The sequence below is a fragment of the Aeromonas sp. QDB17 genome (assembly GCF_027705305.1).
GTDB lineage: Bacteria > Pseudomonadota > Gammaproteobacteria > Enterobacterales > Aeromonadaceae > Aeromonas > Aeromonas caviae.
Window position 1 is genome coordinate 25,482 of record NZ_JAPDBP010000026.1, and the last position, 13,653, is coordinate 39,134.

Annotated in this window: 13 protein-coding genes; 5 read left to right on the forward strand and 8 right to left on the reverse strand. The window is 62.6% G+C overall.

Annotated features, from left to right (window positions below):
* Window positions 1-7 precede the first annotated feature (7 nt).
* Both OKC41_RS18290 and OKC41_RS18295 read right to left on the reverse strand, forming a co-directional pair.
* Complete coding sequence (locus tag OKC41_RS18290; protein ID WP_201894215.1) at window positions 8-706, reverse strand: L-ribulose-5-phosphate 4-epimerase; 699 nt, start codon at window positions 704-706, stop codon at window positions 8-10.
* Window positions 703-2,379: a ribulokinase gene (locus tag OKC41_RS18295; protein ID WP_113724936.1), complete on the reverse strand. Its 1,677-nt coding sequence runs from the start codon at window positions 2,377-2,379 to the stop codon at window positions 703-705. Before OKC41_RS18295 ends, OKC41_RS18290 begins: the two co-directional genes overlap by 4 nt.
* 360 nt (window positions 2,380-2,739) lie before the next feature.
* On the opposite strand from OKC41_RS18295, the gene OKC41_RS18300 reads away from it, so the two are divergent.
* The 4 genes from OKC41_RS18300 (at window position 2,740) to araC (ending at window position 7,380) form a co-directional block, all read left to right on the forward strand.
* Complete coding sequence (locus OKC41_RS18300) at window positions 2,740-3,723, forward strand: arabinose ABC transporter substrate-binding protein (RefSeq protein WP_045524711.1); 984 nt, start codon at window positions 2,740-2,742, stop codon at window positions 3,721-3,723.
* A 66-nt stretch (window positions 3,724-3,789) separates the two neighbouring features.
* Entirely contained in the window at window positions 3,790-5,286 is a 1,497-nt protein-coding gene (araG, locus tag OKC41_RS18305) for an L-arabinose ABC transporter ATP-binding protein AraG (protein ID WP_010674476.1), read from the forward strand.
* Between the two features lie 48 nt (window positions 5,287-5,334).
* On the forward strand, window positions 5,335-6,336 hold the full coding sequence (araH, locus tag OKC41_RS18310; RefSeq protein WP_010674477.1) for an L-arabinose ABC transporter permease AraH: 1,002 nt from the start codon (window positions 5,335-5,337) through the stop codon (window positions 6,334-6,336).
* Between the two features lie 132 nt (window positions 6,337-6,468).
* The gene (araC, locus tag OKC41_RS18315) at window positions 6,469-7,380 is read left to right on the forward strand and encodes an arabinose operon transcriptional regulator AraC (RefSeq protein WP_048207522.1); all 912 of its coding nucleotides are present in this window, start codon (window positions 6,469-6,471) and stop codon (window positions 7,378-7,380) included.
* Between the two features lie 68 nt (window positions 7,381-7,448).
* Here the strand turns inward: araC and ykgO are convergent, their stop codons facing one another.
* Window positions 7,449-7,574 (reverse strand): type B 50S ribosomal protein L36, encoded by a 126-nt coding sequence (gene ykgO / locus OKC41_RS18320; protein WP_010674479.1) that lies wholly within the window; start codon window positions 7,572-7,574, stop codon window positions 7,449-7,451.
* A complete protein-coding gene (locus OKC41_RS18325; RefSeq protein ID WP_039040091.1) occupies window positions 7,571-7,840 on the reverse strand; it encodes a type B 50S ribosomal protein L31 in 270 nt (89 codons plus the stop codon). The genes ykgO and OKC41_RS18325 overlap by 4 nt, the downstream gene beginning before the upstream one ends.
* A 225-nt stretch (window positions 7,841-8,065) precedes the next feature.
* On the opposite strand from OKC41_RS18325, the gene OKC41_RS18330 reads away from it, so the two are divergent.
* Window positions 8,066-8,320 carry a DinI family protein gene (locus OKC41_RS18330; RefSeq protein ID WP_010674481.1) on the forward strand — a complete coding sequence of 85 codons (255 nt, stop codon included), beginning with the start codon at window positions 8,066-8,068 and terminating at the stop codon, window positions 8,318-8,320.
* Between the two features lie 251 nt (window positions 8,321-8,571).
* Here the strand turns inward: OKC41_RS18330 and OKC41_RS18335 are convergent, their stop codons facing one another.
* The 4 genes from OKC41_RS18335 to OKC41_RS18350 all read right to left on the reverse strand — a co-directional run bounded on the left by OKC41_RS18335 (window position 8,572) and on the right by OKC41_RS18350 (window position 13,611).
* Window positions 8,572-9,384 carry a DUF2927 domain-containing protein gene (locus OKC41_RS18335; RefSeq protein ID WP_234922226.1) on the reverse strand — a complete coding sequence of 271 codons (813 nt, stop codon included), beginning with the start codon at window positions 9,382-9,384 and terminating at the stop codon, window positions 8,572-8,574.
* 20 nt (window positions 9,385-9,404) lie between these two features.
* Window positions 9,405-9,908, reverse strand: coding sequence for a M48 family metallopeptidase (locus OKC41_RS18340; RefSeq protein WP_041211354.1), 504 nt, complete (start codon window positions 9,906-9,908; stop codon window positions 9,405-9,407).
* 130 nt (window positions 9,909-10,038) lie between these two features.
* Window positions 10,039-11,682, reverse strand: a complete 1,644-nt coding sequence (locus OKC41_RS18345) for a hypothetical protein (RefSeq protein WP_201894214.1) — start codon at window positions 11,680-11,682, stop codon at window positions 10,039-10,041.
* A 279-nt stretch (window positions 11,683-11,961) separates the two neighbouring features.
* Window positions 11,962-13,611: a bifunctional UDP-sugar hydrolase/5'-nucleotidase gene (locus OKC41_RS18350; protein ID WP_201894211.1), complete on the reverse strand. Its 1,650-nt coding sequence runs from the start codon at window positions 13,609-13,611 to the stop codon at window positions 11,962-11,964.
* Window positions 13,612-13,653 lie beyond the last annotated feature (42 nt).

Genomic DNA, 13,653 nt, shown 5'->3' on the forward strand with positions numbered 1-13,653 from the left:
TCCTCTTTTAGGCTTTTGTCTGGCCGTAATAGGCGTGTTTGCCATGCTTGCGCTGGTAGTGCTTCTCCAGCAGGTAATCGGGCAGGGGGCGGGCCCCCGGGTTGATCTGGCCGGTGAGCCAGGCCATGCGGGCCACCTCTTCCAGCACCACGGCGTTGTGTACTGCATCCTCGGCGCTCTTGCCCCAGCTGAAGGGGCCGTGGTTGGCCACCAGTACCCCCGGCATGGTGAGGATGGGGGTCTGCTTGAGGGTTTCGACGATGAGATGACCGGTCAGCCCCTCGTAGTCCTCCTCCACTTCGCCCGGGGTGAGCAGGCGGGAGCAGGGGATCTCGCCGTGGAAGTAGTCGGCCTGGGTGGTGCCGAAAATGGGGATGGGACGCCCCGCCTGGGCCCAGGCGGTGGCGTGGGTGGAGTGGGTGTGCACCACGCCGCCAAGCTCCGGATAGGCGCGATAGAGCACCAGGTGGGTGGCGGTGTCGGAGGAGGGGCGAAGGTCCCCCTCCACTTGCTTGCCCGCCAGATCCAGCACCACCATGTCCTCGACCCGCATCCGCTCGTAGCTGACGCCGCTTGGCTTTATCACCACCAGATTGCGCTCTCGGTCGATGCCGCTCACGTTGCCCCAGGTGAAGGTCACCAGGCCATGGCGCGGCAGATCCAGATTGGCGGCGAGCACCTGCTCCTTGAGGGTCTTGAGGCTCATGCCGGCACCCCCCGGTTGTAGAGCGGTTCGGCGGCGGCGCCCCAGGCGAGGTAGCGCTGGTATAGGCGCTCGTATTCGGCGACCCGCTCGGGGTGTGGCTGGTGGGTGCGCTCCACGGCGCTCGCCATGTGGTGCTGGGCCTTGGCCACATCGGGATGGATCCCGGCCGCCACGGCGGCAAAGATGGCCGCCCCCAGGGCGCAGCACTGATCCGAGGCCACCACCTGGATAGGCCTGTTCATCACGTCGGCGCAGGTCTGCATCACAGTGGTGGACTTGCGGGCGATGCCGCCAAGGGCGATCACCTGCTCCACCGGCACCTGTTGACTGGTCATGCACTCCATGATGCTGCGGGCGCCGAAGGCGGTGGAGGCCACCAGGGCGCCGAAGAGATCGGGGGCATCGGTGCCGAGGTTGATCCCCGTGAGGGTGCCCTGCAGGCGCTGGTTGGCATAGGGGGTGCGCCGGCCGTTGAACCAGTCGAGCACCACCGGGAGGTGCGCCAGGTCGCGCTGCTGATCCCAGGCGGCGGCAAGGCTGGGTAACAGGGCCTGCTTGTGGCGCTCGATGGCGGTTCGAAGCTCCGGATACTGGGCGGCGAGGCTGTCAAGCGGCCAGCCGAGCTGGCGCTGATACCAGGCATAGATGTCACCGAACGCCGACTGTCCCGCCTCCAGCCCCACCATGCCCGGCACCACGCTGCCATCCACCTGGCCGCAGATCCCGGCAATGGCCCGATCACCGATGGTGGCCTCGTCTGCGATCAAGATGTCGCAGGTGGAGGTGCCTATCACCTTCACCAGGGCATTGTTGCCGGCCCCGGCCCCCACCGCCCCCATGTGGCAGTCAAAGGCGCCGCCGGCAATCACCACCTCGCAGGAGAGGTGCAGCCGCTCCGCCCACTCCGGGGTCAGGGTGCCGACCGGGAGATCGGCGGTCCAGCTGTCGGTAAAGAGGGGGAAGTCGAGATCCTCCGTCAGCAGGGGATCCAGGGCATTGAGGAAGTCGGCGGGGGGCAGGCCGCCCCAGCTCGGGTGCCAGAGGGACTTGTGGCCGGCGGCACAGCGCCCGCGCTTGAGGGTGGCCGGGGCCTGGGTGCCGCTCAGGATGGCGGGTACCCAGTCACACAGCTCGACCCAGTTGCAGGCGGCGGCGCGCACGGCGGCATCGGCCCGGGAGACGTGCAGGATCTTGGCCCAGAACCACTCGGAGGAGTAAATGCCGCCGATGTAGCGGCTGTAGTCGGGGAACTGGCCGCCGTGGCACAGGGCGGTGATGGCCTCCGCCTCCTCGATGGCGGTGTGATCCTTCCACAGCACGAACATGGCGTTGGGGTTGTCGGCAAACTCCGGACGCAGGGCCAGCACGCGCCCCTCTCTGTCGATGGGGGCGGGGGTGGAGCCGGTGCTGTCCACCCCGATGCCGCGTACGGCGGTGCGCTGACTCGGCGTGAGCTGGCTCACCACCGCCACCACCGCCTGCTCCATGGACTCCAGATAGTCGAGGGGGTGGTGGCGGAACTGGTTGTTGACCGGTTGGCAGTAGTGGCCAGCCTGCCAGCGCGGGTAATAGACGACATGGGTCGCCAGCTCGGCGCCGTCCTGGCAGCGCACGGCGAGTGCCCTGACCGAGTCGCTGCCGAAATCGAGTCCGATGACGATGTGCTCAGACATAAGTGCTCCTGACCATCAATGAGGGGTGACTGGGGGGAACCATAGGAGATGGGCAGGAGGGGCGGTTAGCCATTGGCTGCTGGAAATATGGATTTTAACGCTGTCAGTGCGACAGGGTGACGGCTCTCTAAAATTCAATATGTGACGAAATTGCTAATTATATAGACGAAATGGCTGCAATCTCATGGCGTGATCCTGCTCTCCATTTTTAATTGTGAAAACGATTACAACTTGGTTCGCTCAACCAGCAACAACAATAACGTCCTGTTTAAGCATGTTTTTATATGGCTGCGACTTGATTGACTCAACGAGCAGCACTGCGTGGATACATGGATTGATAGAACCGTTGGAGACATTCGCATGAACAAAATCGTTAAAGGCATGATCGCGATGGGGTTCGCCCTTGGTATGGCAAATTCTGCTTTCTCGGCCGAAGCGCTGAAGCTGGGCTACCTGGTCAAGCAGCCCGAGGAGCCCTGGTTCCAGACCGAGTGGAACTTCGCCGACAAGGCGGGCAAGGATCTGGGCTTCGAGGTGATCAAGATAGCCGTCCCCGACGGGGAGAAGACCCTCAATGCCATCGACAGTCTGGCGGCGAATGGCGCCAAGGGCTTCGTCATCTGTACCCCGGATCCCAAACTCGGTGCCGCCATCATGGCCAAGGCCAACAGCATGGATCTGAAGGTCATCACGGTGGATGACCAGTTCGTCAATGCCAAGGGCCAGCCCATGGAGCAAGTGCCCCTGGTGATGATGGCCGCCACCAAGATTGGCGAGCGTCAGGGGCAGGAGCTCTACAAGGAGATGCAAAAACGCCAGTGGGACGTGAAAGCGACCGGGGTGCTGGCCATCACCGCCGACGAGCTCGACACCGCCCGTCGCCGGGTCGAGGGCTCCTTGAGCGCGCTCAAGGCCGCCGGTTTCCCCGAGGGCCAGATCTTCCGCGCGCCCACCAAGAGCAATGACATTCCAGGGGCGCTGGATGCCGCCAACTCCATGCTGGTGCAACACCCCGAGGTCAAGAACTGGCTCATCGTCGGCATGAATGACAACACGGTGCTCGGCGGCGTGCGCGCCACCGAAGGGCAGGGCTTCAAAGCGGAGAACGTCATCGGCATCGGCATCAACGGGGTGGATGCGGTGAACGAGCTCTCCAAGTCCAGCGCCACCGGCTTCCTCGGCTCCCTGCTGCCAAGCCCGGACGTACACGGCTACAAGAGCATCCAGATGCTCCATGACTGGGTCGTCAACGGCGCCGAGCCAGCCAAGTTCACCGAGGTGACCGACGTGGTGCTCATCACCCGCGACAACTTCAAGGCCGAGCTGCAAAAGAAAGGGCTGTGATCCCCATCCCTTGATACCCATGCCGGCATGGCGGAGTGCGCCGTGCCGGCTGGCTGGAGTCATCTCATGAATCAAGTTCCATATCTGGAGTTTTGCGGCATCAGCAAGGAGTTTCCCGGCGTCAAGGCGCTGCAGAACGTCTCCTTCGCCTGCCAGCAGGGCACGGTACACGCGCTGATGGGAGAGAACGGGGCCGGCAAGTCCACCCTGCTCAAGATCCTGAGCGGTTTTCAGGCGCCCACCCGCGGGGTGGTGAAGCTGGCGGGTCAGGAGAAAGTGTTCCAAAACACGGTCGATGCCCTTGAGAGCGGGATTGCCATCATCTATCAGGAGCTGCACCTGGTCCCTGAAATGAGCGTGGCGGAGAACATCTACCTGGGGCAGTTGCCGACCCGGCGCGGCGTCATCGATCGGGAGAAGCTCTATCAGGATGCAGCCAGGCAGCTGGCACGCCTCGGGATGGATGTCTCCCCCGAGACGCCGCTCAAGTACCTGTCCCTGGGTCAGTGGCAGATGGTGGAGATCGCCAAGGCCCTGACCCGGGACGCCAGCGTCATCGCCTTCGACGAGCCGACCAGCAGCCTGTCGTCCCGCGAGATTGAGCAGCTGTTTCGGGTCATCCGCCAGTTGCGGGACGAGGGCAAGGTCATTCTCTACGTCTCCCACCGCATGGATGAGATCTTCGCCCTGTGCGATGCCATCACGGTGTTCAAGGATGGCCAGTTCGTGCGCACCTTCGCTTCCATGGCCGAGGTGGACCGGGATCTGCTGGTCAAGACCATGGTGGGGCGCGAGCTGACCGACATCTATGGCTACAGCCCAAGGCCGCTCGGCGAGGCGGGCCTCAAGGTGGAGCACCTGATGGGGCCCGGCCTCAAGGCGCCGGTGTCGCTCGAGGTAAAGAGAGGGGAGATCCTCGGCATCTTCGGGCTGGTGGGGGCCGGGCGCAGCGAGCTGATGAAGCTTATCTTCGGCGCCGAGACACCTCGAGGGGGCGAGATATCGGTGTTTGGCAAACAGGTGGTCATTCAGAGCCCCATCGACGCCATTCGCAGCGGCATCATGCTCTGCACCGAAGACAGGAAGGCGCTCGGCATCATCCCCATCCATTCGGTGCAGGAGAACATCAACATCAGCGCCCGCCGCCACCACGCGTGGGGAGGCTTCTGGATCAACCAGAAGTGGGAAGACGAGAACGCGAGGCTGCGGATCCGCGACATGCGGGTCAAGACCCCGTCTCCCCAGCAGGCCATCATGAACCTCTCCGGCGGCAACCAGCAGAAGGCCATTCTGGGGCGCTGGCTGTCGGAAGACATGAAAGTGATCCTGCTCGACGAGCCGACCCGGGGCATCGACGTCGGGGCGAAGAACGAGATTTACAACGTGATTTACGATCTGGCCAAGGTGGGCATTGCCGTGGTGGTGGTCTCGAGCGAGCTGCCGGAGGTGCTGGGCATCGCGGATCGGATCCTGGTCATGCGGGAGGGGGAGATCGCCGGCGAGCTTTCCCACGACGAGGCCAACGAGGTCAAGGCGCTCAATCTGGCCATGCCGGCCCGTTGATCTGCTGACCGCAACGAGATAGCACCCGGAATTTTCAGGAGAAATACCATGACAACTACTACCTCGGTCGGCCAAGCCGCCAACGACACCGCGGCGAGCGGTACCCGCCTGCAACTGACCCGCATCTGGGATCAGTACGGCATGCTGGTGATCTTCGCCATCCTGTTCCTGCTCGCCTGCGTGCTGGTCCCCAACTTCGCCAGCCTTATCAACATGCGGGGGCTCGGGCTTGCCGTCTCCATGTCGGGCATGGTGGCCTGTGGCATGCTGTTCTGCCTCGCCTCCGGCGAGTTCGACATGTCGGTGGGCTCTGTGGTGGCCTGCTCCGGGGTTGCCTGCGCGGTGGGCATCAACGCCACCGAGAGCATCCCCCTCGGCATTCTGGCTGGTCTCTCGGTGGGCCTTGTCTTTGGCCTCATCAACGGCATCGTCGTGGCCAAATTCAAGATCAACGCCCTCATCACCACCCTTGCCACCATGCAGATGGCGCGCGGGGTGGGCTACATCATCTCCGACGGCAAGGCGGTGGGCATCGTGGAGGAGGGCTTCTTCGAGCTTGGCAACTCCGCCCTGCTCGGCATCCCGACGCCCATCTGGCTGACGGCTGTCTGCTTCGTGCTGTTCGGGCTGCTGCTCAACAAGACCACCTTCGGGCGCAATACCCTGGCCATGGGGGGTAACGAGGAAGCGGCACGTCTGGCCGGGGTCAACGTGGTGCGCACCAAGATCATCATCTTCACCATGACCGGGCTCATCGCCTCGCTCGCCGGCATCATCCTCGCATCCCGCATGACCTCGGGTCAGCCCATGACCTCCATCGGCTTCGAGCTGGTGGTGATCTCCGCCTGCGTGCTGGGTGGGGTCTCCATGAAGGGGGGGATCGGCAAGATCTCCTACATCATCGCCGGGGTGCTGATCCTGGGGCTGATGGAGAACGCCATGAACCTGCTCAACATCTCCCCGTTTGCCCAGTACGTGGTGCGTGGCCTCATCCTGCTCGCCGCCGTGCTGTTCGACCGCTACAAGCAGGTGCGCAAAGCCCGTATCTGAGCAATGTCTTTCCTCGTCACCGGGCCGGCCTCGCGCCGGCCCGGTGTTTTCCCCGGCAAGCTGTGAGCCAGTTCAACAATTTCACAACGAACAGCTTGCGAACATAGGGGGTTCCTACGCCGGATCTCTACAATGGCCCATGTCGACTTTTTTACCGAAACCCTGTTTTCCGCCATGTCCTCGATGCAAAAAGAGAAGCCGAAACAACTCAATCCCCTGCTGCCTGGCTACGCCTTCGACGTCTTCCTGGTCTCGGGGATGACTCCCATCGAGCAGGGGAGCGCGCTGGATTTCACCATCGACAGGCCCCACGGCATGAAGGGGTTCATCGTCAATCTGACCATCAAGGGCAAGGGACAGATCTTTCAGGGGGACAAGGCCTTCACCGTGGAACCCGGCGACCTGCTGCTCTTTCCACCAGCGGCGGTGCACCATTACGGCCGGGCGCCGGATGCCCGGGAGTGGTATCACCGCTGGGTCTATTTCCGGCCGCGGGCCTACTGGGCTGACTGGCTCAAGTGGCCCCAGGTGACGGAGCAGGTGGGGCGACTGCAACTAGCGGACAACCAGCTGCTCACCGAATTCGACACCCTCTTCCTCGACATCGAGGAGACCCACAAGCAGCTGCGGCCCATGTCGGAGCAACTGGCTATGAACCTCTTGGAGCGGTTGCTCATCCGCTGCTACGAGGCATCGTCCCAGAATGCCTATCCAGCCATCGATCACCGGGTCCACGAGGCGTGCCAGATCCTGAGCGAGTCCCTCTCGGCCGAGATCTCGGTGGAAGCGCTGGCGGAGCAGGTGTTCTTGTCCCCCTCGCGCCTCGCGCACCTGTTTCGCGAGCAGGTGGGGGTGAGCATAGTGCGCTGGCGCGAGGATCAGCGCATCATGCGGGCCAAGCTGCTGCTGCAGACCACGCCGCTGTCGGTCGCCACCATAGGCCAGCAGGTGGGCTATGACGATCAGCTCTACTTCTCGCGGGTATTCCGAAAGCGGGTGGGGGTCAGCCCCACCGAATACCGCAAGTGCGCCACCCCGCTGTGAGCAGAGCCCAGAGATGACAAAGCCCTCATGACGAGGGCTTTTGTTATCCATGAGGGGCGGATGCGCAATCAGCCCTGACGAGCCTTGAACCTGGGATTGCTCTTGCAGATGACGAACAGCTTGCCGCGACGACGCACGATCTGGCAGTCCGGGTGACGCGACTTGGCGGATTTCAGGGAGGCGAGGACTTTCATTGTTTCTCTTTTCCTTTGCTGAAGAACTGACCGAATCGCTGGCCGAAGCGAGCGACCTGACCTTCCTTGCCGACCTGCTTCTGTTTGCCGGTATAGAAGGGGTGGGACGCGCTGGAGACATCCAGCGTCACATAGGGGTAGGTGTTGCCATCTTCCCACTCTCTGGTGCGATCGGTGGCCAGCGTGGAGCCGATCAGAAAGTAGGTATTGCTGGCGAGATCGTGGAACAGAACCTTGCGGTATTCAGGGTGAATATGGGGGCGCATGATTGCCTCTTTTGTTATGTTATAACAAGTGGTGGATAATGCGATGGATGAGAATCAATATCAACTGTTTTTTCCATGATGACAGCGATGGGGGAAAATCGGGGCCGTTCGGCTGCACATCGTCAGCGAGAAGGTGTGAGCGGTGAGGGCCTATGTGCAGCCACCATCTTTACTTTTTAAAATTACTGTATAAAAATACAGTAAACTATCATGGAGACGTACCCTATGCGCCTGGAAATCATCATCGACAGAAAACACCAGATCCCCACCTCGACCATGGAGGCCTTGCGCCAGGAGCTGCTCAAGCAACTGGGTGAGCGCTTTCCCGATCTGCATGTGCGGGTGGCACCGGGTAGTGCCATGGCTCTGACGGTCAGTCGCGCCAGCAAGGAAGACAAGGAGCTGGCCGAAGCCATGGTGCAGGAGGTGTGGGAAAACGCCGATAGCTGGATGCCGGAAGAAGAGGCTCTGGAGGCCTGAAGATAAGCTCTCAGCGGCAAACATCGTCGTGATCCACCAGGGCGCGAGGAGGAACCTCCAGTCGGGTGATGATCCCTGTACCGGCTTTGCCGAACCGCTCTTCAAAACACGCAGCCATGGGCTGCGTGTTGCGTTGATGGGGTAAGCGCATGACCATGAAGGCGAAAGGCGAAAGGCGAAAGGCGAAAGGCGAAAGGCGAAAGGCGAAAGGCGAAAGGCGAAAGGCGAAAGAGTAATGTCTCTGGCTGCGTTCAGAGTCCCGCCCAACGCTTGAGGCTGTCGACCTGCACCCGTTGGGTGGCCTGTGCGATGTCGCCATTGGCACGCAGTGCCTTGAGGGCGGTGGGGAGCGCCGCGCGTACCTCGTCCGCCGTCATGCCCGGTTGCAATGCCGGGTGGTAGGCAAGCCTGAGCAACACATAATCGAGCCCGGTCAGAAAGCTGTCGATGCTGCTGTCATTGAAGATGGAAGGGAACACCTTGTCCGAGTCGTTGGGCAGCCCCATCACCTGGCTCAGCTCTTCCACCACGCAATCCAGAAAACGGCCCTTTGCCCGGCTGTAATCCACCGGAATGATGATGGTGGCACGGGTGATCTCGTAGCGAGCGTTGGTGGCGAAATTGGCCAGGCAGATCCCCTCCTTGAGGGCGATGCGCACCGACTCGTCCTGGCGCATGGTGCGTGCAGCCCAGCTCGCCATCTGTTTGTGCTGGGTCATGATGAGGGTGAGATTGGGGTTGTCGCTGACAATCTCGATGGGGTGACCGGTGATCCTGCTCAGGTGACGGGTCTGTACCTTGACGACCTCGGCCTGTAGCGGCTTGTCGCCGAATTCGTTGACGAGCTTGAGACGCACGGGGCCCGGCCAGCGGGAGAAGTGCTCCTGTTGTTCATGGCCATACTCCCGTTTCATGGCGATTTCCATGAAGCTCTGGACAAGGTAGTCATCACGTTGCCAGCGTTCGGTGGCCGACAGCGGCAGGGAGAAGAGCCAGAGCATCAGCCCCGGGAGCAACCAGTGCCCATGGCGAACGGACTGGAGAGGTGTGTGCCATGGGCGCATCTTGCCTCCTTGCAAGGGGATCAGCGGGTGGTACGCTCGATATCACGCCAGGTGAGCCAGAGCCTGAGATCGAACTCCAGTTGATGATAGTCCGGTTCCATGTGCTGGCAGAGCTGGTAGAAAGCCTTGTTGTGATCCTTCTCCTTCAGGTGGGCCAGCTCGTGCACCACTATCATCTTGAGAAAGGCGGGATGGGCCTCCTTGAACAGGGCGGCGATGCGGATCTCGTTCTTGGCCTTGAGCTTGCTGCCTTGCACCCGGCTGACATAGGTGTGCAGTCCCAGGGCATCCTTGATCACGTTGATCTTGCCGTCGAAGATCACCTTGGAAAGTGGCGCCGAGCTTTTCAGGTAGCGGTTCTTCAACTCCATGGTATAGGCGAGCAGCGCCTTGTCACTCTGGACGAGGTGGGTTTGCGGGTAGCGTTTGGCCAGCATCTCGCCGAGTTTGCCCGTCGCAATCAACTGCTGCACCTGAGCCTTGAGTGGCTCCGGATAGCCCCCCAGATAAGTCAGCTCCGCCATGATTCTTCCCTCTGCCGCAAAAAAGAGCGCCATTGTAGTCAGGATGGGGCCCCTTGAACATGGTCGGCCCCCTCTTTATGACGACAACGAAAAGGGGCCATCACCAGGATGGCCCCTTCTGTGTGCCTGATTAGCGGCGCCGGTACAGGCCCGGGTCCACCTCTTCATACTGACCTGCCAGATACTGGTAGAAGGCAAGGTGGGAGGGGGAGGTCGGAGTCTTGAGCTCCTGTGCCACCCGCTCCGGTTTGGCGATGATGAATTTGGGTTGTTGGCGCTGGATGTCAGCCAGCACCCGCTCGCGCACATCGTAGGGCGGGTTGACGTTGGCAAAAAACAGATAGGCGGAAGCCGGCTGGCGATCGGTCCAGAGGTAGTATTGCGGCTGGATGCCATCGACCCAGATCTTGTCGGTAGGCGCCGTCTCGGCGAGGATACGGTCAACCCTGACCTGGGCGGGTGGATTGAACGGCCTGCCCTTGAGATTGCCTTCCCAGGCGTTGTTGACCAACAGTACCAGCATGGCCAGCGAGGCGAGCCAGGGGGTGGCGCTTCGCACGTCCCAGGCGCGCCAGAGCGGGACCAGAATGAGTACGGGCAAGGCCCACAGCAGGCTGTTGCCGAGCACCTCGCGCACCCGCTCCAGAGACCACTCCTTGGTGCTCCAGCCGTAACCGAGCTGTTGGGCCAGCAGCCAGCTGGCGGTCAGCACCACCAGGGAGATGCAAAGCAGCCCCAGGCCATCGGATCGCTGTTCGCTTCTATCCAGCAGGCAGGAGAGCGGCAGCAGGCCAAGCTGCAGATAGAGCACGTCATAGTGATCGAACACATGGCCGGAGACCGAGTTGGCGATCAGGGTGAACAGCACACCCAGGAGGGTGGCGCACAGCGCGGGGAGATACCACTCCTGGCGGCGCCCGAGCATCAGGACGAGGAAGGCGGGCAGCAGCATGATGAGGCCGGTGCGCAGCAGACCTACGGCGCCCACCCCAGGAGAGAAGCCGTTGCCGTAGCTCCCTTCGAAGAAGATGCCGAAGGCGTAGTATTTGAACTCGGCCAGCACGTCGTGGTGCTGGAAGTAGGCATAGAGCGGGCCGCCGACGAGGGCCAGTCCAAGCAGGCTGGAAAAGAGCAGGGCAAAGGCGCAGCGCCACTGCTCACGCAGGCACCAGTGACAGAAGAGCACCAGATACCAGGCCCCCCAGAAGGCGCCGTTGTTGGTGCGCATCCAGGCCACGATGGCGAAGGTGAGTGCGGCGACCAGGGCCGGTCCCCAGCTGAATCGCTTGTCCAGCAGCATGGTGATGAAAGCCCACTGGGCGATGAGGGCCAGATGGAATGTCCAGTCCTCTGTCATGTTGCCGTAGTAGTAGCGAGTGCTGTAGAGCGCCAGCAGGGCCAGCATGCTGCCAAGTCGCGCCCGCACCGAGAGCCCGAGCTGCGAAAAAGCCTGCCAGCTCGCCATGAGGCCCAGCCAGCAGAGCACCCACTCCAGCAGCCAGATCCCGAAGAAGCCACCAAGGCCATAGCCCAGTGCATCGAGGGCGAAGATCATGGGACCCTTGATGTCGATCATGTCCCGATAGAGTACGCCCCCCTCGCTCCACATCTTGCCCATCACCGCAAACAGGGAGGCATCAAATCCCGGGGCCATGCCGTGGAACAGCGGATTGCGCAGACAGAACAGCAGAGCCATCAGGGCGGTGAGCAAGATGACCGACGGCCTGATCCCGGGATTGTGGCGGTGCGGGGTAAAGCGGATGGCATGATTCATGGGTGACCTGTTCCTGCGGGAAAGACTGAAAAAGCGGGCTTATCTTGCCGAGCCGGGCTGCACGATGCAATGGAAGAAGTGTAGGCACCTGAAATAATTCGTAAAAGTATCGTTTTCACGCCTCTGGCTGCACTGGCAGGCCCCATCACAAGACAGGGCTGGCGCAGTCGGGCGTCACAGCCTGAGGTTGCATGGTAGGGGGCCTGCGCCTGGGAGCGGATCAGGATGCCCCTATGCGGGGGAAAGGCGGCACCGACCCGGGATGGGTCGGTGCCAGATTCACTGGCCGTGATACTCCACCAGGGCCGGCAGGGGGCTGAGTTCCGGCAGGTGGCGTGCCCAGCGCAGGAAGGCATCCGCCAGGGTAATGCCGAGCTCCTGATTGTGCTGGGTCAGGGTACGGGCAAGGGCCGTGTAGCCCTCCTTGCCGGAGGCGGTATAGGCACTGGAGACCCCGCGATAGATGGCATCCGGCTCGACGTGCTGCCACTGACCCGGGCTGACTTCCCATTCCAGGCGAGTGATCCTCTCCCCTTTGGGCCTGTCGGCCTGATAGCAGAAGCGCACCCCGGCGGTATAGGGGAAGCTGCCGCTGCCATTGCCCGTCACCCCGTTGTTGGTGGCGTTGTCGATGGCCCCCTCCAGCGCCTCGGCCAGTTCATGGCCGTGCACCCGGTAGAGGGTGAGGGGAATGGCAAAGGGCAGCAGGCGCCCGGCAACGTCTGCTTCGGTCAGGGGGCCGGGCTCGAGGGAGCAGCGCACGCCCCCGGCATTGTGCAAGGCAAAGTCCACCTGACCCACCTGTTCGCGGGCACTGGCCAGCATGGCACTCGCTACCAGGGGGGCGACCTGGCTGCCGGCGGGCAGGCTGGCATCGGGCAGGCGCTGGTGATGGAGCGGATCAGCGAGCCGGGTCACCACGCGCCGGGTCATGGTTTCGAGCTCGGGGCGATAGCGTCTGGTCAGATGCTGCTCGAGCTCGGGGGCCGGTTCGCAGAAGTGCAGCCCCGCAGGAGGCGGGGAAGCAAAGGGCCAGGGATCCCAGGGTAACCACTCCAGCTGGCCGCGGCTTTGGCACACGCGTCCCTGCTCGTCGAAGGTGAGTTCGCACACCCCGAGACAGAGGGCGCTGTGGGCGGCGTGCAGGATGGCCACCCCGTTCACCATGAGGGGATAGTTGCCTTCGCTGTCGAGCCCGAGCGGCGCCAGATCCCCCAGCAGGCTGTGGGTGTGCCCGCCGACGATGAGGCTGAGCTCGGGGAAGCGGGTCGCCAGTCGCTTGTCCTGCGCCAGACCCAGGTGGCTGAGCAGGATAATGTGCTGGATGCCGGCGGCCTTGATCTCGACGAGGGCGCGGCTCAAGGTCTCTTCGATACCGTGGAAACGGGTGTGGGGATCGGGGCTCGCGATGGCGGCCATCTGCGGCAGCGTGATGCCGAGCAGGGCGAAGGGCACGTCGTCGATGACGCGCTTGTGCCAGGGGCGGCTCGCGTCAAACAGCTGCGGCAGCCCCTGCAGCCGCAGCGGGGCATCGGCGGGCTCCTGACGGTTGTCGATGTTGGCGGCGAGCACCGGGAAATCGAGCTGGCGCAAAAACTCCACCAGCGGCCCGTTGCCCAGATCGAATTCGTGGTTGCCGATCACCATGGCATCCGGTCGCAAGAGGGCCAGCAGGTCCGCATTGGCCCGCCCTTTGAAGCGGTTGAAGTAAAGTGACCCCTGGAAGGTATCGCCGCCATGCAGCAGCAGGCAGGTCTGGCCGGCTGCCTCGGCCTGTTGGCGCAGGGCGGTGAGCCGGGTCAGGATGCGGCCATAGCCGCCGCACTGGGTGCGCCATTCGGACTCGCCATCGGGGGAGAAGCGCATGGGGGCACCATCGAAATGGGAGTGGCAGTCGCTGAAGTGGGCAAGTTGAACCGTCATACTCAAGGCTCGGTCCTCCTTAGGAAAAAAGAGCACCGAGTCTACTGC